The following is an 18508-nucleotide window of genomic DNA, read 5'->3' on the forward strand; positions in this document are numbered from 1 at the left end:
CATGCAATTACAGAGGGTGATTGCGACATTACAAATTAGCATAAAAGTACCCGAAATCCCCACATCTCCCCGTCAAAGAGGCATGCTGAGCTCGGAAAACGCAGCGAGGGAGATCGTTCCCCCGCTGGGAATAAGGGGAGTCTCTTTTATGATCCGCATTGCTCCAGCAGGGCGCTTCCTGGCCGTCGCGGCAGCGGCGAGCCTGGCCCTGACGGCCTGTGGCGGCGGTGGCGACACGGCCGCGCAGCAGACCACGTCCGCGGCGCCGTCCTCGTCGGCCCCGGCCACCCAGACGGAGGCGGCCAAGGGCGACGGCACGCTCACGATCGGCACCGTGCTGCCCCAGACCGGCTCGCTGGCGTTCCTCGGCCCGCCCGAGTTCGCCGGCGTCGACCAGGCCGTCAAGGAGATCAACGACGCGGGCGGCGTGCTCGGCAAGCCGGTCACCAAGATCCACACGGACTCGGGTGACACCACCACGAACGTGGCCTCGCAGTCGGCGGACAAGCTGATCGCGCAGAAGGCCGACGCCATCATCGGCGCCGCCTCCTCGTCGGTGTCGGAGTCGATCATCGACAAGGTCACCGGTGCCGGCGTGGTGCAGTTCTCGCCCGCCAACACCTCCGACAAGTTCACCACCATCAGCGACCAGGGCCTGTACTTCCGTACCGCGCCGCCGGACAAGCTGCAGGGCCGCGTGCTGGGCGACCTGATCGCCGCGGACGGCAACGACACCATCGGCATCCTGGCCATGCAGGACTCCTACGGCTCCGGCCTGGCCGACCAGGTGACCAAGACCGCCGAGGCGGCCGGCGCCAGCGTCGTGGAGCGCGTGGACTACGACCCCAAGGCGGCCGAGTTCTCCGCGGACGTCGCCAAGATCAAGGCCAAGAACCCGAAGGCGATCGTGCTGATCGGCTTCGAGGAGGGCGCCAAGGTCATCCAGGAGCTGGTCAAGCAGGGCCTGACGGTCGACAAGGTCAAGTGGTACATGGTGGACGGCAACATGTCGAACACCAACTACCTCAAGATGCCCAAGGGCACGCTCAAGGGCGTCAAGGGCACGATCCCCGGCGCCGAGGCTCCGGAGGACTTCCGCAAGAAGCTCCTGGAGATCAACCCCAAGCTCGAGGACTACACCTACGCCGCCGAGTCCTACGACGCCGCGATCCTCATCGCCCTGGCGGCCGAGGCCGCCAAGGACGACAGCGGCAAGTCCATCGCCGCCAAGCTGCCCGAGGTCAGCAAGGGCGGCGAGAAGTGCAAGACCTTCAAGGAGTGCGCCGACCTGCTGAAGGCCGGCAAGGACATCGACTACGACGGCATCAGCGGCCCGATCGAGTTCAACGACGCCGGTGACCCCGCCGTGGCCACCATCGGCGTCTACCAGTACGGCGACGACAACAAGTACGCGTCCAAGGCCCTGGAGTACCGCACGGGCAACATCGAGGGCTGACCCTCACCCGCCGCCCAGGCCGCACACGCGCAACGAGTACTGGATCAACCGGTCCTGCAGCGGCTTGGGCGGCACCACGATCACCACCCGCTCGGGCCCGCCGTCCACGGTGGCCCGCACCGGGAACAGGAACGCCTTCTTGGCCTCGGCGAAGGCGTGCGGGTCGCAGCGGCCGGGGGTGAGCGTCACCGGCACCTCCGTCCGCTGCTGCCCGGCCTCCAGCACGGCCACGGGCCGCCCGCCGGCGTCCGGTGTGATGATGTAGTGCGTGGTGCCGTCGAGCTCGGTCAGCGTCACCTTGCCGGCGCCGCGCCGGGTGACCACCAGCTTGCCCCGCATCTCCTTGCCCACCTGCTTCCAGTCGGGCCCGAACTCGATGCCGGCGGCCTCCTTGATGAGGAATTCCGAGCATTCGTCCCGTAGCAGGCGGGTCAGCAGCGGGCTGGGGTGCGGCACCTTGAAGACCACCCGGCGCGGCTGCTCGCCGCCGGCGCGGATGTTGGCCACCACGGTGGCGGGCTGGAGCTGCGGCAGGCCCGCGGGCAGGCAGTTGGCCGCGCCGTAGGTGATGCGCAGGTCGGTGCGCTCGGTCCGCTTGATCGTGGCGTCCGTCTTTTCCGGCGGCAGTGTTTTGAACGACGGCGTCACGAGCTGGACGTCGGCGAAATACACGGGTATGCCGCTGGTATTACGGACGGCCACCTCCAGCGCGTGCACGGGCTCGTCGGAACGCCATTGCTCCAGCGTGACCGATACGCCGGCGGGAGGATCCGAGGAAGGCGGCGGGGGCGGCGGCGACGAGGCGCACCCGGCAAGAAGGACCACCGTGAACAGGACTGGCGTAAAACGCTTCACCCGTCGCACATTAAGCCTGCTAGCGCAGGTCCGTAAGTTGAGGACTGATTACGACTCCGCATCCAAGTGCCGACAGTTCACCCCGCCATCTGGTTCGAGTACACGGCGATTTTGTACGTTTCCGTCATTCGATCGGGAGCGCTCGGCGGTGCTGACGATCCCGGCCTGGAAATGAAGGAGACACTTCATGATCCGCATTGCTCCCGTGGGACGGGCGCTGGCCGTCGCGGCCGCCACCAGTTTGGCCCTGACGGCCTGCGGCGGTGGCGGCAGCAACACCGCCACGCAGTCCTCGCAGCCGGCCGCGCCATCCTCGTCGGCTCCCGCGGCCAAGGGCGACGGCACCCTCACGATCGGTACGCTGCTGCCCCAGACCGGTTCGCTCGCCTTCCTCGGCCCGCCCGAGTTCGCCGGCGTCGACCTGGCCATCAAGGAGATCAACGAGGCCGGGGGCGTGCTGGGCAAGCCCGTCACCAAGTACGACACCGACTCGGGCGACACCACCACGAACATCGCCTCGCAGTCGGTGGACAAGCTGCTGGCCCAGAAGGCCGACGCCATCATCGGCGCCGCGTCCTCCTCGGTGTCGGAGTCGGTGATCGACAAGATCACGGGCGCGGGCGTCATCCACTTCTCGCCCGCCAACACCTCCGACAAGTTCACCACGATCGAGGACAAGGGCCTGTACTTCCGCACCTCGCCGCCCGACAAGCTGCAGGGCCGCGTGCTCGGCGACCTGGTGGTGTCCGACGGCAACGACACCGTCGGCATCCTGGCGATGCAGGACTCCTACGGCACCGGCCTGGCCGACCAGGTGCAGAAGACGGTCACCGACGGCGGCGGCGAGGTCGTCGAGCGCGTCGACTACGACCCCAAGGCCGCCGACTTCTCCGCCGACGTGGCGAAGATCAAGGCCAAGAACCCCAAGGGCATCGTGCTGATCGGGTTCGAGGAGACCGCCAAGGTCATCCAGGAGCTGGTCAAGCAGGGCCTGCCGGCCGACAAGCACAAGTGGTACATGGTCGACGGCAACACCTCCAACACGAACTACATCAAGATGCCCAAGGGCACGCTCGAGGGCGTCAAGGGCACCATCCCGGGCGCGGCCGCTCCGGAGGAGTTCCAGAAGAAGCTCCTCGGCATCAACCCCAAGCTGGAGGACTACAGCTACGCCCCCGAGTCCTACGACGCGATGAACCTGCTCGCCCTGGCCGCCGAGGCCGCCAAGAGCGACGCGGGCACCGACATCGCCGCCAAGCTGGCCGAGGTCAGCAAGGGCGGCGAGAAGTGCAAGGACTTCAAGAGCTGCGTCGACCTGCTCAAGGCCGGCAAGGACATCGACTACGACGGCGTGAGCGGCCCGGTCGAGTTCAACGACGCCGGTGACCCCGCGGTGGCCACCATCGGCATCTACCAGTACGGCAAGGACAACAAGTACGCCACCAAGGCGCTGGAGTACCGCACCGGCAACATCGCCGGCTGATCGGCCTCCCGCAGCACCCTTCGAGAAGGGCCCGGTCCGCGCGGACCGGGCCCTTCCGTCATGCGCAGCCGGCCACGATCTGGTCGGCGGCGGCCCGGTACTGCCGCAGCAGCGCGACCTGCCGCGCGTGCGGCACGTCGTTCCTGGACAGGCCCGCGGTGGCCGTCTCGACGCTCTGGACGGCGGCGTGCAGCGAGGCCGGCAGCCGGTCGCCGAACTGGAGCGTGATGCCGCGCAGCTCGGCCAGCCGGCCGATGACGGCGTCCTCGAAGTACTGCTGCTCCTCCTGGCCCCTCGGCTTGAGCATCAGGCCGGCGTACCCGATGGCCGAGACCACGCGCGCGCACGGGCTGTCGGTCGGGTCACCGCCGGTGCTGTACCGCTGCGCCGAGGAGGCGTCCTCCTGGCAGCCGACGAGCAGGACGGGCAGGACGAGCGCCACTGTCAGCATTCGTTTCACAGCGTTCATTAAAAAACGGAGAAGGGACCCCGGGGGAGCCCCTTCTCCGTTCGATTCGGTTACGCCTTGGCCAGCGTGCCCAGGTACAGCTCGATGACCTTGGGGTCGTTGGCGAGCTGCCTGCCGGTGCCGGTGTAGGCGTTGCGGCCCTGGTCGAGCACGTAGCCGCGGTGGCAGATCTGCAGGCAGCGGCGGGCGTTCTGCTCCACCATGATCACCGTCACGCCCGCCTTGTTGATCTGCTGGGCCTGGATGAAGACCAGGTCCTGGAGCTTGGGCGACAGGCCCGCCGACGGCTCGTCCAGCAGCAGCACCGACGGCTCGGTCATGAGCGCCCTGGCCATGGCCACCATCTGCCGCTCACCGCCGGACAGGGAGCCCGCGCGCTGCTTGCGCCGCTCCTTGAGCGCCGGGAAGAGCTCGGCGACGAACTCGAAGCGCTCCTTGAACTTGCCGGGCACCTGGAAGGCGCCCATCTCCAGGTTCTCCTCGATGGTGAGGCTGGGGAAGACGTTGTTGGTCTGCGGCACGTAGCCGACGCCGCGGGAGACCAGCGAGTGCGCCTTCATGTTCGTGATGTTCTCACCCTTGAGCAGCACCGTGCCGCTGCGGATGTTGACCAGCCCGAACATGGCCTTCAGCAGCGTCGACTTGCCGGCGCCGTTGGGGCCGATGATGCCGATCAGCTCGCCCTCTTTGACGTAGAGGTCGGAGCCGTTGAGGATGTTGACGCCCGGCAGGTAGCCGGCGATCAGCTCGTCGCACCGCAGCACGGCGTCTTCGGCGCCCTCCAGGTGCGCGGTGCGGTCGGTGACGGCCGCCTGCGACTCGGGGGCGGCCTCGGGGGCGTCGCTCACTTCTGCGTCTCCTCTTCGATCTCGGCCTCCAGGGCCGCCTCGGCCTCGTGGAGCTGCGACTCCAGTTCGGTGTCCGAGAGCGGGGCGTCGTGGTGGGCGCCGAGGTAGGCGTCGATCACGCGCTCGTCCGACATGATCGTGTCGGGCGGGCCCTCGGCGATCACGGCGCCCTGCGCCATGACGATCACCCAGTCGCTGATGTCGCGGACCATGTCCATGTCGTGCTCGACGAACAGCACCGTCATGCCCTGCTCGCGCAGATCCTTGACGTGGCCGAGCAGCGACTGGGTCAGGGCCGGGTTCACCCCCGCCATGGGCTCGTCCAGCATGACCAGCTCCGGCTGGACCATGAGGGCGCGGGCCATCTCCAGCAGCTTGCGCTGGCCGCCGGACAACGAGCCGGCGAAGTCGTCCCGCTTGGCGCCGAGCTTGAAGCGTTCGAGGAGCTCCTCGGCGCGGGCGGTGATCTCGTCCTCCTGGCCGCGCCACATCGACGGGATGAGCGCCCGCCAGAACGTCTCGCCCTTCTGCCGCTGGGCGCCCAGGCGCATGTTCTCCATGACGGTCAGGCGGGACAGCGCCTTGGTGAGCTGGAAGGTGCGCACCATGCCGGCGCGGGCGACCTTGTGGGCCGGCACCCCGCTCATGCTGCGCCCGTTGAACGTCCACGAGCCGGAGTCGGCGGTGTCGAAGCCGGTGAGCTGGTTGAAGAAGGTCGTCTTGCCGGCGCCGTTGGGGCCGATCAGCGCGGTGATGGAACCCCGCTGGATCTCGACGTGGCCGACCTCGACCGCGGTCAGGCCGCCGAAGCGGCGCACGACGTTGTCGACGGTGAGGATCGGGTCCGGCTTCGGCACGCCCGGGTCGCGGGCCAGGTCCTTGAAGGCGGCCAGCGCCGCGGCCTTGCGCTCGGTGGCCGTGGTTTCAGCGTGCATTGATTGCTATCTCCCTCTTGTCGCCGAAGATGCCCTGTGGCCGGAAGATGAGCAACAGGACGAGACCCAGGCCGACCAGGATCCAGCGGACGGCGCCCACCTGGTTCGTGTCCATGAAGGTGATGATCCCGGCGCCGACGGCCTCGGACAGCACGCCGTAGATCAGGACGAGCAGCACCCAGAAGATCGACGCGCCCACGACGGGACCGAGCACGCGGGCGGCGCCGCCGAGGATGACCATCGTGTACGCGTAGAACGTGGTCTCGGTGCCGAAGATGTCGGGCTGGACCGAGGCGTAGGCCAGGCCGTAGATGAAGCCGCCCAGGCAGCCCACGACGCCGCCCAGGATGAGCGACTGCATCTTGTAGGAGAAGACGTTCTTGCCGAGGCTGCGCACGGCGTCCTCGTCCTCGCGGATGGCCTTGAGCACACGGCCCCACGGGCTCTTCATCAGCAGGTAGACCAGCCCGCAGCACAGGGCGATGAGCACCCAGCCGACGGTCAGCACCCACAACACCCGGTGGTTGAAGAACAGGGGGATGGAACCGAGGTTGAAGCCGTACTGGCCCTCGGGGTAGGGGTTGAGCGCGTAGAAGCCGTCGGAGAAGCCGCGCTGGCCGTCCGAGCCGCCGAAGACGCTCTTGAACGCCACCGAGCGGAACACCAGCCGGACGATCTCGGCCGCCGCGATGGTCACGATGGCCAGGTAGTCGGCGCGCAGCTGGAGGGTCGGGATGCCGAGCAGGATCGCCAGGAGCACCGCGGCGAGCAGGCCGACGATGATGCCGACCCAGAACGGCAGGCCCATGACGGTGACGGTGACGGCCAGGCCGTAGCCGGCCACGCCCATGAACGCCGCCTGGCCGAAGTTGAGCAGGCCGGTGTAGCCGAATTGGATGTTGATGCCGATCGCGGCGAGCGCGTACAGCACGGTCTCGACGCCGACCGCGGACTTCAGCGTCGTGCTGATGATCGTGATCCAGTCCATTCTGATCCTCCCCCGATCAGCCGATTCGCTCGCGGCGGCCCAGGATGCCCTGGGGCCGGACGAGGAGCACGATGATGAGCACGACCAGCGCGCCGACGCTCTTGAGCTCCGGCGGCACCCACAGGGTGGAGACCTGGATGAACAGGCCGACCACCAGCGAGCCGACCAGCGCGCCGAAGGCGGTGCCGAGCCCGCCGAGCGTGACGCCGGCGAAGATGAGCAGCAGGATGTCCTGGCCCATCGTGTACTTCAGGTTCTGGGAGAGCCCGAGCATGATGCCGGCCAGCGCCGCGATGGCGCCGCCCAGGGTCCAGATGATCCGGATGACCCGGTCGACGTTGATGCCGGACGAGGCCGCGAGCGCGGGGTTGTCCGACACGGCCCTGGCCGCCTTGCCGGTACGGGTGCGCAGCAGCGCGAAGCCGACCAGGAGCAGCACGGCCAGCTCGATGCCCATCGCCACGAAGTTCTTGGGCGCCGCGGAGATCGGCCCGACCTCGATGCCCGGCTGGGCCGTGTACTGTGCGTAGGCCTCGTTCTGGCCGCCGAAGAAGATCAGCATGACGTAGCGCATGACCAGCGCGACGCCGATGGAGACGATCATCATGGCGACGATGCCGGTGCCGCGTTTGCGCAGCTGGCCCCAGAAGAAGCGGTCCTGGGCGTAGCCGAACGCGCCGCCCAGCGCCACGGCGAGCACCGCGGCGGGTATGAGATGGAGGCCGAAGCCCACGTTGAACATGTACGCCAGCACCGCGCCGAGCGTGACCAGCTCGCCGTGGGCGAAGTTGGTCAGGCCGGTCGTGCCGTAGATCAGCGACAGGCCGAGCGCGGCCAGGGCGATGATCAGCCCGAGGTTGAGGCCCTCGAAGGCGAGCTGCGCCGCGGTGTCCCAGACGCTGCTCTCCCCGCTCCCGTCGTCTCCCTGCGGCTGCCCGGCGACACCCTTGGCCTGCAACGCGAACAGCACGGTCGAGCAGTTGCCCTCGAAGACGGTCGGCGTGCGCACGTTGCTGCCACCGCGCACCTCGGCGTTCTTCGGAAGGGAGTTCGGGTCAAGGGTGACCTTGAACTTGCCCTTGTCGGTAGGAACTTCCCACGTGCCCTGTGCGTTGGTTGTGACCTCCTTGACGGGTTGTCCGCCCTCGGTGGTCACGACGATTTTGACGCCGTTCACTGGCTGGCCTTGGAGTTTGAGCGTCCCCTTCAAACCCTGGCATCCGGCCGGCCCCGCCTGCGCGGGACTGGCCAGCAGGAAGATGAGTCCACCCAGGAAGGCCGTGAACGCGATCACGGCTCTGCGCAATGGTGCTCCCTCAAATAGGTCAAGGCGGGGTTGTACCCCTCCATCTCGACACGCGAGCATCGCAGGCACAACTGGGATGCAATGGCGGGAGCTTATTCCGCAGACGCCCGTTTCAGTATGGTTCGTCACCAATTAGTGACATGCGTGTGCCACACATGTGAGCAAACAACGCGGCAGGTCAGGGGCTAAATGAGGGAAGACGCCTGGCTGCGCCGAAAACGAAACGGTAACGATGGGGAGAAAACGTGGACGAGCCCGCGGAGCGGCCTTTGGGGCCATGTAAGGCTTCCCCGGCCGTACACGTTATCTACCGGGCCTCCCCGCGGGCTCTGTTCGGACAACCGTAGCGATCGTTGGGGCCGCTGCGCAAAGGTTCGGTCAAAGTGACGTCAGGGGCGCTGGTCGCGCAGCATGCATGTCAGCCTGGAGGTGCACACCCGCCGTCCCTCCTCGTCGGTGATCTCGATGTCGTACGTCGCCAGAGTGCGTCCGCCGTGCAACCGCGTCGCGACCCCCGTCACGTACCCGGAGGTCGCCGAGCGGTGGTGGGTGGCGTTGATCTCGATGCCGACGGCGATGCGGCCGGGGCCGGCGTGGATCGCCGCGGCCACCGAGCCCAGCGTCTCGGCCAGCACCGCCGACGCGCCGCCGTGCAGCAGGCCGTAGGGCTGGGTGTTGCCCTCGACCGGCATCCTGCCGACGACGCGCTCGGGCCCGGCCTCGACGAACTCGATGCCCATGCGGTGGGCCAGCGTGCCTTCGTGCACCGCGCCGTACGCGGAGAAGTCCAGCGGATCGGTCTGCGTCAAGGGGATGTCTCCACTCTTCCGAGCTCGGGTTTTCTGTCGTTGACGCAGACTAGGCTGCGTACGTGCCGAAGAGTGAAGTGACCCCCAGCCGCCCGTGCCTGTTGCTGCTTGACGGGCATTCCCTGGCCTACCGCGCCTTCTACGCGCTCAAAGACGCCAACCTCATGACCACCGACGGTCAGCACACCGAGGCGGTCTACGGGTTCACCTCGATGCTGACGAACATCCTGCGCGACGAGCAGCCGACCCACGTGGCGGTGGCCTTCGACCGGTCGGAGCCGACGTTCCGCCACGAGGAGTACTCCGACTACAAGGCCAACCGGAGCGAGACCCCCGAAGACTTCCGCGGCCAGATGCAGCTCATCTACGAGCTGCTCGACACGCTGCGCATCCCGCACCTGTCCAAGGCGGGCTTCGAGGCCGACGACCTCATCGCCACCCTGGCCACCCGCGCGGCCGCCGAGGGCATGAACGTCCTGATCGTCACCGGCGACCGCGACGCCCTGCAGCTCGTCGACGAGCACGTCACCGTGCTGATGACGCGCCGCGGCATCAGCGACATGACCAGGTTCACCCCCGAGGCGGTCGAGGAGAAGTACGGCCTGACCCCGGCCCAGTACCCCGACTTCGCCGCCCTGCGCGGCGACCCCAGCGACAACCTGCTGTCCATCCCCAGCGTCGGCGAGAAGACCGCGGCCAAGTGGGTGCGCGAGTTCGGCTCCCTCACCGCGCTGGTCGACCGCGTCGACGAGGTCAAGGGCAAGGTCGGCGACAAGCTGCGCGAGCACGTCGCCCAGGTGCTGATGAACCGCCGCCTGACCGAGCTGCTGCGCGACGTGCCGCTCGACGTCCAGCTCGGCGACCTCACCCAGGGCGCGTGGGAGCGCGAGGAGATCAACAAGCTGTTCGACACCCTGCAGATCCGCGGCGAGCTGCGCGAGCGCGTCTTCAAGGTGCTCGGCACCGGCGAGGCCGAGCCCGAGCAGGGCTTCGAGGTCGAGACCGTCATCCTCGGCCCCGACCGGGTGGCCGGCTGGCTGGCGGCGCTCCCGCAGGGTCGCGCCGGGCTGGCCTTCAAGGGCTCCTACGGCAGCGGCTCGGGCCGCATCGACGGCATCGCCGTCGCCTCGCCCGACGGCACCGCCGCCCACATCGACCCCGTCAAGCTCACCGAGGCCGACGAGGCGGCGCTGCGGGCCTGGCTGGGCGACGAGAGCAAGCCCAAGGCCGTCCACGACGCCAAGGGGCCGATCCTGGCCCTGTGGGCCCAGGGCATGGAGCTGCGCGGCCTGAGCTGCGACACCGCGCTGGCCGCCTACCTCGCCATGCCGGGCCAGCGCACGTTCGCGCTGGAAGACCTGGCCAGGCGCTACCTCCACCGCGACCTGCGGGCCGAGGAGGAGTCCGGCGGCCAGGCCGCCCTGTTCGGCGACGACGAGGACGCGCCGGCCAAAGACCTCGCGCTGCGCGCCCACGCCGTGCGCGAGCTGGCCGACTCCCTTGAGGGCTTCCTGGCCGGCCGCGGCGGCACCCAGCTCCTGGCCGACGTCGAGCTGCCGCTGCTGTCGGTGCTGGCCGAGATGGAGCGGGCCGGCATCGCCGTCGACAGCGAATACTTCGCGGGCCTGGAGGCCGAGTTCGGCGCCGCCGTCAAGCACGCCGTGGAGGAGGCCCACCGCTCCGTCGGCGAGCAGTTCAACCTGGGCTCGCCCAAGCAGCTCCAGGAGATCCTGTTCACCCGGCTCAACCTGCCGAAGACCAAGAAGATCAAGACCGGCTACAGCACCGACGCCGACCAGCTCGCCTGGCTCGCCACCCAGACCGAGCACGAGCTGCCGACGATCATGCTGCGCCACCGCGACCAGCAGAAGCTGCGCACCACGGTCGAGGGCCTGATCAAGGAGGTCGGCGACGACGGGCGCATCCACACCACGTTCAACCAGATCATCGCCGCCACCGGCCGCCTGTCGTCGGAGAAGCCCAACCTGCAGAACATCCCGATCCGCACCGCCGAGGGCCGCCGCATCCGGCAGGGCTTCGTGGTCGGCGAGGGCTACGAGCGGCTGCTGACGGCCGACTACAGCCAGATCGAGCTGCGCATCATGGCCCACCTGTCCGGCGACGAGTCGCTGATCGAGGCCTTCGAGTCCGGCCACGACTTCCACCAGGCCACCGCGGCCCGGGTGTTCGACCTGCCGCCCGAGCAGATCGACAGCGAGCTGCGGGCGCGCATCAAGGCGATGAACTACGGCCTGGCCTACGGCCTGTCCGACTTCGGCCTGTCCGGGCAGCTCAACATCCCGGTCTCGGAGGCGCGGGCGCTGAAGGAGGAGTACTTCACCGAGTTCGGCGGCGTGCGCGACTTCCTGCAGGCCATCGTGGCCCAGGCGCGCACCGACGGCTACACCGAGACGATCATGGGCCGCCGCCGCTACCTGCCCGACCTGACCAGCGACAACCGCCAGCGCAGGGAGATGGCCGAGCGCATGGCGCTCAACGCCCCCATCCAGGGCTCGGCGGCCGACATCATCAAGGTCGCCATGCTCCACGTCCACCAGGCCATCGCCGAGGAGGGGCTGGCCTCGCGGATGTTGCTGCAGGTCCACGACGAGCTGGTGTTCGAGGTCGCGCCGGGCGAGCTGGAGACGCTGCGGCAGCTCGTGTGCGACCAGATGAACGCCGCCTACCACCTGCGCGTTCCGCTGGAGGTCTCGGTGGGCGTCGGGCGTACGTGGCAGGACGCCGGCCACTGACGATGTTTATCCCGACACGGCGGGGCAGTCCGACATATCGCGAACGGCGTGGCCCCGCCGTCTCCGGGGCTTCTCGTCTACGCTGAAGACAGTTTTGGCCGAGATGCCGGGAGTTTTGTGCGGGTACCAGCGTCCTTCACGCGGATCATCGCAATCGCGAACGTGGCCGTGGTGACCGTGGCCGTCGTCGGGCTGAGTCTCTTACCCGACGGTGAGACTCCTACTACCCAGGCGTCGGCCCGGGTCGGCGTGATCGCCCCCGTCTCACCCCCGCAGGGGCAGCCCCAGGACACCTCCCAGCCGCCCGGCGTGGTCGCCACCCCCGACTTCGCCCGGCAGGTGCGCGCCAACGAGGCGGGCATGGTGCCGATCATCATGTACCACCGGATCCTGCGCAAGCGCGTGGCGTCCATCGATCGCACCCCCGCCCAGCTCAGGCAGGAGCTGGAGAAGCTGGCCAGGCAGGGCTACGTGCCCATCACGGCCAGGGAGTTCGCCACCGGCGACATCCGGGTGCCGGCTGGGCGGTTCCCGGTCGTGCTGACGTTCGACGACGGCCATCCGAGCCACTTCGCGCTCGACGACGCGGGCAACCCCGAGCCCGACACCGCCGTCGGCGTGATCCTCGACGTGGCCACCCGATACCCCTCGTTCCGGCCGGCCGCGACGTTCTGGATCAACCGTGAGCCGTTCGGGCTGCGCGACCCGGAGCGGCAGGCGGCCGCGGTGCGGTGGCTGGTCGATCACGGCTTCGAGGTCGCCAACCACACCTGGTCCCATCCGGACCTGCGGCGGCTGGGCAAGAAGAAGGTGCGCGAGCAGATCGTCCGGCTGGAGCGCCTGCTCAAGAAGCTGGGGGCGCCGCCGGACAAGACCCTGGCCCTGCCGTACGGGTCGGTGCCGCGGCCCAAGAAGCTCGCCCGTACCGGCTCCTGGGACGGGACCCGCTATGATTTCGCGGGCGTGTTCCTCGCCGGGGCCCAGCCGTCCCTTTCGCCCTTCGCGAAAAAGTTCGACCGTGGGGCGATCCAGCGGATCCAGAGCAACGGCAAGCGGGGAGAGTGCCGCAAGTGGTGCTCGCAGTACTGGCTGGAGTGGCTGAACAAGCACCCCGGCGAGCGCTACGTCTCGGACGGCGATCCCACGCGGATCTCCGTCCCGCGCGGACTACGGGGTAATATCAACCCCAAGCGGGAGTCCCAGATCATCGCGTACTGATGTGCCTCCGGATTGACCCCGTGGCCAAGGTCTCATATGCTGATCGCTGCGCTGTGGGCTCGCGCGCGCCTCAGACGGAGCGGGCTCGCGCTCGGTCACGTCGATGTCGTAATTCCTCGGCTTGATGCGGAAGAGGGCCTGCCGCGCATCCGCCACATCGACATCCTGTCCGCGTTCGGAGCAATTCCACACATGACGTCCAGCACTGAGGCCACCTCGAGCACCCCGCAGGTAGCGGTCAACGACATCGGGTCCGAGGAAGCCTTCCTCGCAGCGATCGACGAGACCATCAAATACTTCAACGACGGCGACATCGTCGAGGGCACCGTCGTCAAGGTCGATCGAGACGAGGTCCTTCTCGATATCGGCTACAAGACCGAGGGTGTCATCCCCTCGCGCGAGCTTTCGATCAAGCACGATGTCGACCCTGCTGACGTCGTGGAGGTCGGGGAGCACGTCGAGGCCCTGGTTCTCCAGAAGGAGGACAAAGAGGGCCGCCTGATCCTGTCCAAGAAGCGCGCCCAGTACGAGCGCGCCTGGGGCACGATCGAGAAGATCAAGGACGAGGACGGCATCGTCACCGGTACCGTCATCGAGGTCGTCAAGGGTGGTCTCATCCTCGACATCGGCCTGCGCGGCTTCCTCCCCGCCTCCCTGGTCGAGATGCGACGCGTCCGCGATCTGCAGCCGTACGTCGGCCGCGAGCTCGAGGCGAAGATCATCGAACTCGACAAGAACCGCAACAACGTGGTTCTCTCCCGCCGCGCCTGGCTGGAGCAGACGCAGTCCGAGGTTCGCCAGACGTTCCTCAACACCCTGCAGAAGGGCCAGGTCCGCAAGGGCGTCGTCTCTTCGATCGTCAACTTCGGCGCCTTCGTCGACCTCGGCGGGGTCGACGGTCTGGTCCACGTGTCCGAGCTGTCCTGGAAGCACATCGACCACCCGTCCGAGGTCGTCGAGGTGGGCCAGGAGGTCACGGTCGAGGTCCTCGACGTCGACATGGAGCGCGAGCGCGTCTCCCTGTCGCTCAAGGCCACGCAGGAAGACCCGTGGCAGCAGTTCGCCCGTACCCACCAGATCGGCCAGGTCGTGCCGGGCCGCGTCACCAAGCTGGTGCCGTTCGGTGCGTTCGTCCGGGTCGAGGAGGGCATCGAGGGCCTGGTCCACATCTCCGAGCTGGCCGAGCGCCACGTGGAGATCCCGGAGCAGGTCGTCCAGGTCGGCGACGAGATCTTCGTGAAGATCATCGACATCGACCTCGACCGTCGTCGCATCAGCCTCTCGCTGAAGCAGGCCAACGAGGGTGTCGGCACCGAGGTCGAGTTCGACCCGACCCTCTACGGCATGGCGGCCACGTACGACGACCAGGGCAACTACATCTACCCCGAGGGCTTCGACCCGGAGACCGGGGAGTGGCTCGAGGGCTTCGACAAGCAGCGTGAGGAGTGGGAGCGGCAGTACGCCGAGGCCCAGACGCGCTTCGAGGCTCACCGCAAGCAGATCGAGGAGGCCCGCAAGGCCGAGGCGGAGGCCGGCGAGGCCGCTCCCTCGTCCTACAGCGGCGAGACCGCTCCTCCGTCGGGCAGCTCGTCGTCGGCTCCGGCCAGCGGCGCGCTCGCCTCTGACGAGGCGCTCGCAGCCCTCCGCGAGAAGCTCGCGGGCGGCCAGAGCTAAGGCTCAGCCTTGAAAAGCCCCGCACGGGTTTCCGTGCGGGGCTTTTTCATGCCCTTCTCTGGTACGGGCCTCGCGGAGCGCTCTGCCAGGCCGTTGACGGATGGCGCTCAGTAGGCGAGTTCCCCGATGCCGCCGTCGACGCGCAGGACGGTGCCGGCGGTGTAGGCGGACTCGTCAGAGGCCAGGTAGACGGCCGCCTTCGCCACCTCGGTGGTGGTGCCGATGCGATGCAGGGGCACGGTCTGCCGGAGTTCGTCGTAGATGGCGGCCTGCCGCTCGGGGCCGAGCGACTTGAACGTGTCCGTGAGGGTCGGCCCCGGGCTCAGCCCGTTGACCCGGATGCCCCGGTCCTTCAGCTCATGGGTGAGCCCGCGGGAGAGGGACAGCAGGCCCGCCTTGGCGGCGCCGTAGACCGCCGCGTTCTCGTGCCCGACGTAGGCGGAGACCGAGCCGACGAGAATGATCGAGGCCTGCTGTGACAAGAGCGGGAGCAACGCTCTGACCAGGAAGAACGGCCCCTTGAGGTTGGTGGCGACGAGTGTGTCGAACGCCTCCTCGGTCCATTGCTCGATCGGGAGATGGGTGACGTCGGCGGCGTTGCTCATCACGATGTCGAGCTTCGGCCATTCCTGCCGCAACCGCGCCGCGAGCGCCGCCTGGCCGGGGACGTCGCCGGCGTCGCTGACGACGGGCAGCAGCGGGCCGTCCAGCTGCCGGGCGGCCTCGGCCAGCCGTTCCCGTGAGCGGCCGGTGATCGCGACGATCGCACCCTCGGCGAGGAACTGACGGGCCGTCTCCAGCCCGATGCCGCTCGTCCCGCCCGTGATCAGTGCGTGCTTTCCTGCGAGACGACCCATGAAAGTCATCCTCCTGACTGCCGCAAGGCGCATGGTGGTGGTGCCGATGACGGGCCGTCCCGCCATCGTGAGGCGCCCGCCAGAGGCCGGCCGCGTGCTGCGGACGTGGCTCTGGCGGGTGCGTTCGGGGTCAGATGGCGGTACGTCCGCCGTCGGCGGGCACGACGGCGCCGGTCACGTAACTGGCCTGGTCGCCGGCGACGAAGGCGATGACGCGAGCGACCTCGGCCGGGTCGGCGGCGCGCTTGAGCGCGGTCGTCAGGCCCATGCCGCCGACGTCCGGGCCCATGACCGCCACCACCTTGGAGGTGGCCATCGGGCCGGGCGCCACGGCGTTGACCCGTACGCCGGAGGCGGCGAACTCGGCGGCCCAGGCGCGGGTCAGGGACTCCAGCGCTGCCTTGGTGGCGCCGTAGACCGCCATCGGCGGCATGCCCAGTCCGGCGGCGGTGGAGGTGACGTTGACGATGCTGCCGCCCCCGCCGGCGGCCATCTTCGGCGCGAGCTGGGCGACCAGGATGAACGGCGCGCGCACGTTGACCGCGAAGGCCGCGTCGTAGGCGGCGAGGTCCTGGTCGGCGGTCGCGCTGAACGGGACGACTCCGGCGTTGTTGACCAGGATGTCCACCGCCCCGGCCTCCTCGGCCAGCCGCCGCACGGCCCGCGGGTCGGCCAGGTCGGCGCCGATGAAGCGGGCGGTGCCGGTCGCGCCGGTCCGCACGTCGTCCACGACCTGGGCGCCGCGGCCCGGGTCGGTGCCGGTGATGATCACGTTCGCTCCGGCGGCGGCGAGCACCTTCGCCGTGGCGTGCCCGAGCCCGCCGATGGCGCCCGATCCGGTGATCAGCGCCGTCTTGCCGTGGAAGTCCATGGGTTCGGCCTTTCTCCGCCGGTGCGAGCTCCGGCGACTTCTGTGCGACCGTTCAATAAGTCGCTCGGCCTTCAACGTACAGACTTTTGTGCAGGCGGTCAAAAAGTCGTAACCTGGGCACATGGCACGGACAGGGCGCCCTCGCGCATTCGACAAGGACCAGGCGCTGCAGCGCGCGCTGCTGCTGTTCTGGTCGCGGGGCTACGGAGAGACCTCCATCCAGGACCTCGTCGAAGCGCTGGACCTGGAGCGGGGCAGCCTGTACGGCGCCTTCGGCGACAAGCGGCAGTTCTACCTGACGGCGGTCCAGCTGTACTGGGACACCTACGAGCGCGAGCTGACGGCGGCGCTGGCGTCCGGGCCGGTGCTGCCGGCGCTGCGCGAGGTGCTCGCCAACCCGGCCCGGACCCAGGAGTACGCCTCCGACGCCGGCGTGCCGCAAGGCTGCATGATCGGCAACACCACCGCCGAACTGGTTCCGCAGGACGCCGAGGCCCGCGCGATCGTCGCCCGGTCGCACGACCGCTTCACCCGGATCGTCGCCGACGCCCTGCGCCGCGCGCAGGCCGACGGCGAGGTCGTCCGGACCGCCACCCCCGAGGCCCAGGCGCAGCTGTTGCTGTTCACCGTCCAGGGCCTGTCCCTGGTCTCCCGCGCAGGACTCGACACCTCCGTCGCCCTCGCCGCCGTGGACGCCCTGATCGACGCCCTGCGCGCCTGACCTGCGGTTTCTGGACCACCCGACCCCCGGGTGTCGTCACTCGTTGCGAGTCGGTGACCGGTCAGACGGTCTCTGCGCTGGGGCGCCGGGGGGCGGCCCGGCGTCCCGGACGGGTCAGCTGCGGCCGAGCATGTCCGCGGTGAGGATGTTGCCACCCAGACCCCAGCCGCCGTCCGGAACCTCCTCCAGAAGGACCAGGGTGGTGGCCCGGGCTCGTTCTCCGTAGACGGCGGCGTAGGCGTCGGTGACGGCGTCGATGAGCTTCTTCTTGGACTCGGGGGTCAGGGTGTCCGCGGGAACCTTGAGGTTGGCGAATGGCATGTCGGTTTCCTTTCATGTGGGGATTCAGAGTGAGGCGGCAGGCTTGGGTCGTGAATGCCTGGGCGTGCGCGTTGCGGTCCGAGATTCGCCTCATGCCGGGGGCGACGGTGTCTCCGCTCGTGTCAGGGTCGAAGCCGTCAGCCGGCCGAACCCGCTGAGGACCCGGTGACGACGACGGCGTGTCGCGCGGCGGCCATCAGACGATCCCGCCGTTGGCGCGCACGACCTGGCCGTTGATCCAGTGCCCGGCCGGGCTCGCCAGGAAGGCGACGACCTCGGCGATGTCCTCGGGGGTGCCGAGCCGTTCCAGCGGCGGTTGCTTGGCGAGCTGCTGGATCGTCGCCTCGTCCTTGCCGTCGAGGAACAGTTCGGTGGCGGTCGGGCCGGGCGCGACCGCGTTGACCGTGATGTTCCGCCCGCGCAGCTCCCGGGCGAGCACCAGCGTCATCGCCTCGACGGCTCCCTTGCTGGCGGCGTACGCCCCGTAGCCGGGGAACTGCAGGCCGACCACGGACGTGGACAGGTTGACGATCGCGCCACCGTCGCGCACGCGGCGCGCGGCCTCCCGGGCCATCACGAACGTGCCGCGGATGTTGGTGCGGTGCAGAGCGTCCAGCTCGTGGAGGTCGAGGTCGGCGATCGGGGACAACGACAGCCGCCCCGCCGAGTTGACGACCACATCGACCCCGCCGAAGGACTTCTCCGTCGCGTCGAACATCTCCGCGACGGCGTCCTCGTCGGCCACGTCGGCCTGGACCGGGATCGCCTGGCCGCCGGACGCCGCGATCTCCTCGACGACCTGCGCCGCGGCGGAGGCCGACCCTTGGAACCCCACTGCGACCGCACAGCCCCGCGCCGCCAGCGCCACCGCGATCGCCTTGCCTATCCCGCGAGAGCCACCGCTGACGACGGCCACACGCTGGTCACTCATGGAGAACTCCTTA

17 protein-coding genes are annotated in these 18508 nt (G+C 68.8%); 6 read left to right on the forward strand and 11 right to left on the reverse strand.

Annotation, left to right across the window (positions count from 1 at the left end; all coding sequences use genetic code 11):
- Window positions 1–148 precede the first annotated feature (148 nt).
- On the forward strand, window positions 149–1456 hold the full coding sequence (locus tag ACFYYW_RS00170) for an ABC transporter substrate-binding protein (protein WP_364390631.1): 1308 nt from the start codon (window positions 149–151) through the stop codon (window positions 1454–1456).
- A gap of 3 nt (window positions 1457–1459) precedes the next feature.
- Here the strand turns inward: ACFYYW_RS00170 and ACFYYW_RS00175 are convergent, their stop codons facing one another.
- Entirely contained in the window at window positions 1460–2128 is a 669-nt protein-coding gene (locus ACFYYW_RS00175) for a hypothetical protein (RefSeq protein ID WP_364417212.1), read from the reverse strand.
- A 370-nt stretch (window positions 2129–2498) separates the two neighbouring features.
- Here ACFYYW_RS00175 and ACFYYW_RS00180 point away from each other — a divergent pair, with 370 nt between their 5' ends.
- Window positions 2499–3794, forward strand: coding sequence for an ABC transporter substrate-binding protein (locus ACFYYW_RS00180; protein ID WP_364390629.1), 1296 nt, complete (start codon window positions 2499–2501; stop codon window positions 3792–3794).
- A gap of 58 nt (window positions 3795–3852) precedes the next feature.
- On the opposite strand, the gene ACFYYW_RS00185 is transcribed toward ACFYYW_RS00180, so the two are convergent.
- The 6 genes from ACFYYW_RS00185 to ACFYYW_RS00210 all read right to left on the reverse strand — a co-directional run bounded on the left by ACFYYW_RS00185 (window position 3853) and on the right by ACFYYW_RS00210 (window position 9080).
- Complete coding sequence (locus tag ACFYYW_RS00185) at window positions 3853–4254, reverse strand: hypothetical protein (RefSeq protein ID WP_387643256.1); 402 nt, start codon at window positions 4252–4254, stop codon at window positions 3853–3855.
- A 59-nt stretch (window positions 4255–4313) separates the two neighbouring features.
- Entirely contained in the window at window positions 4314–5111 is a 798-nt protein-coding gene (locus ACFYYW_RS00190) for an ABC transporter ATP-binding protein (RefSeq protein ID WP_352331023.1), read from the reverse strand.
- Window positions 5108–6046, reverse strand: coding sequence for an ABC transporter ATP-binding protein (locus tag ACFYYW_RS00195; RefSeq protein ID WP_352331025.1), 939 nt, complete (start codon window positions 6044–6046; stop codon window positions 5108–5110). Before ACFYYW_RS00195 ends, ACFYYW_RS00190 begins: the two co-directional genes overlap by 4 nt.
- Window positions 6036–7034 carry a branched-chain amino acid ABC transporter permease gene (locus tag ACFYYW_RS00200; RefSeq protein ID WP_364390627.1) on the reverse strand — a complete coding sequence of 333 codons (999 nt, stop codon included), beginning with the start codon at window positions 7032–7034 and terminating at the stop codon, window positions 6036–6038. The genes ACFYYW_RS00195 and ACFYYW_RS00200 overlap by 11 nt, the downstream gene beginning before the upstream one ends.
- A 16-nt stretch (window positions 7035–7050) precedes the next feature.
- A complete protein-coding gene (locus ACFYYW_RS00205) occupies window positions 7051–8211 on the reverse strand; it encodes a branched-chain amino acid ABC transporter permease (RefSeq protein ID WP_387643259.1) in 1161 nt (386 codons plus the stop codon).
- A gap of 518 nt (window positions 8212–8729) precedes the next feature.
- Complete coding sequence (locus tag ACFYYW_RS00210) at window positions 8730–9080, reverse strand: PaaI family thioesterase (RefSeq protein ID WP_387645449.1); 351 nt, start codon at window positions 9078–9080, stop codon at window positions 8730–8732.
- Between the two features lie 131 nt (window positions 9081–9211).
- On the opposite strand from ACFYYW_RS00210, the gene polA reads away from it, so the two are divergent.
- From polA to rpsA, 3 genes are all read left to right on the forward strand, one after another.
- Window positions 9212–11902: a DNA polymerase I gene (gene polA, locus ACFYYW_RS00215; protein WP_387643261.1), complete on the forward strand. Its 2691-nt coding sequence runs from the start codon at window positions 9212–9214 to the stop codon at window positions 11900–11902.
- A 162-nt stretch (window positions 11903–12064) separates the two neighbouring features.
- Complete coding sequence (locus ACFYYW_RS00220; protein ID WP_387643263.1) at window positions 12065–13120, forward strand: polysaccharide deacetylase family protein; 1056 nt, start codon at window positions 12065–12067, stop codon at window positions 13118–13120.
- Between the two features lie 192 nt (window positions 13121–13312).
- Window positions 13313–14794 carry a 30S ribosomal protein S1 gene (rpsA, locus tag ACFYYW_RS00225; protein ID WP_352358288.1) on the forward strand — a complete coding sequence of 494 codons (1482 nt, stop codon included), beginning with the start codon at window positions 13313–13315 and terminating at the stop codon, window positions 14792–14794.
- A gap of 107 nt (window positions 14795–14901) precedes the next feature.
- On the opposite strand, the gene ACFYYW_RS00230 is transcribed toward rpsA, so the two are convergent.
- Both ACFYYW_RS00230 and ACFYYW_RS00235 read right to left on the reverse strand, forming a co-directional pair.
- Window positions 14902–15651, reverse strand: a complete 750-nt coding sequence (locus ACFYYW_RS00230) for an SDR family oxidoreductase (protein ID WP_387643266.1) — start codon at window positions 15649–15651, stop codon at window positions 14902–14904.
- A gap of 130 nt (window positions 15652–15781) precedes the next feature.
- Window positions 15782–16522 carry an SDR family NAD(P)-dependent oxidoreductase gene (locus ACFYYW_RS00235; protein ID WP_387643268.1) on the reverse strand — a complete coding sequence of 247 codons (741 nt, stop codon included), beginning with the start codon at window positions 16520–16522 and terminating at the stop codon, window positions 15782–15784.
- 121 nt (window positions 16523–16643) lie between these two features.
- On the opposite strand from ACFYYW_RS00235, the gene ACFYYW_RS00240 reads away from it, so the two are divergent.
- Window positions 16644–17243: a TetR/AcrR family transcriptional regulator gene (locus tag ACFYYW_RS00240; protein ID WP_387643270.1), complete on the forward strand. Its 600-nt coding sequence runs from the start codon at window positions 16644–16646 to the stop codon at window positions 17241–17243.
- A 114-nt stretch (window positions 17244–17357) separates the two neighbouring features.
- On the opposite strand, the gene ACFYYW_RS00245 is transcribed toward ACFYYW_RS00240, so the two are convergent.
- A complete protein-coding gene (locus ACFYYW_RS00245; RefSeq protein ID WP_352328851.1) occupies window positions 17358–17564 on the reverse strand; it encodes a 4-oxalocrotonate tautomerase family protein in 207 nt (68 codons plus the stop codon).
- 196 nt (window positions 17565–17760) lie between these two features.
- Entirely contained in the window at window positions 17761–18495 is a 735-nt protein-coding gene (locus ACFYYW_RS00250) for an SDR family oxidoreductase (RefSeq protein ID WP_387643272.1), read from the reverse strand.
- Between the last annotated feature and the right edge of the window lie 13 nt (window positions 18496–18508).

The sequence above is a fragment of the Nonomuraea sp. NPDC001831 genome (assembly GCF_042892035.1).
Taxonomy (GTDB): domain Bacteria; phylum Actinomycetota; class Actinomycetes; order Streptosporangiales; family Streptosporangiaceae; genus Nonomuraea.

Bases quoted from the DNA above. Each gene is read 5' to 3' on its own strand.
- ACFYYW_RS00235 (WP_387643268.1), bottom strand. From the start codon at position 16,522: ATGGACTTCCACGGCAAGACGGCGCTGATCACCGGATCGGGCGCCATC.
- ACFYYW_RS00200 (WP_364390627.1), bottom strand. From the start codon at position 7,034: ATGGACTGGATCACGATCATCAGCACGACGCTGAAGTCCGCGGTCGGC.
- ACFYYW_RS00180 (WP_364390629.1), top strand. From the start codon at position 2,499: ATGATCCGCATTGCTCCCGTGGGACGGGCGCTGGCCGTCGCGGCCGCC.
- ACFYYW_RS00250 (WP_387643272.1), bottom strand. From the start codon at position 18,495: ATGAGTGACCAGCGTGTGGCCGTCGTCAGCGGTGGCTCTCGCGGGATA.
- ACFYYW_RS00230 (WP_387643266.1), bottom strand. From the start codon at position 15,651: ATGGGTCGTCTCGCAGGAAAGCACGCACTGATCACGGGCGGGACGAGC.
- ACFYYW_RS00195 (WP_352331025.1), bottom strand. From the start codon at position 6,046: ATGCACGCTGAAACCACGGCCACCGAGCGCAAGGCCGCGGCGCTGGCC.
- ACFYYW_RS00240 (WP_387643270.1), top strand. From the start codon at position 16,644: ATGGCACGGACAGGGCGCCCTCGCGCATTCGACAAGGACCAGGCGCTG.
- rpsA (WP_352358288.1), top strand. From the start codon at position 13,313: ATGACGTCCAGCACTGAGGCCACCTCGAGCACCCCGCAGGTAGCGGTC.
- ACFYYW_RS00210 (WP_387645449.1), bottom strand. From the start codon at position 9,080: ATGGGCATCGAGTTCGTCGAGGCCGGGCCCGAGCGCGTCGTCGGCAGG.
- ACFYYW_RS00170 (WP_364390631.1), top strand. From the start codon at position 149: ATGATCCGCATTGCTCCAGCAGGGCGCTTCCTGGCCGTCGCGGCAGCG.
- ACFYYW_RS00245 (WP_352328851.1), bottom strand. From the start codon at position 17,564: ATGCCATTCGCCAACCTCAAGGTTCCCGCGGACACCCTGACCCCCGAG.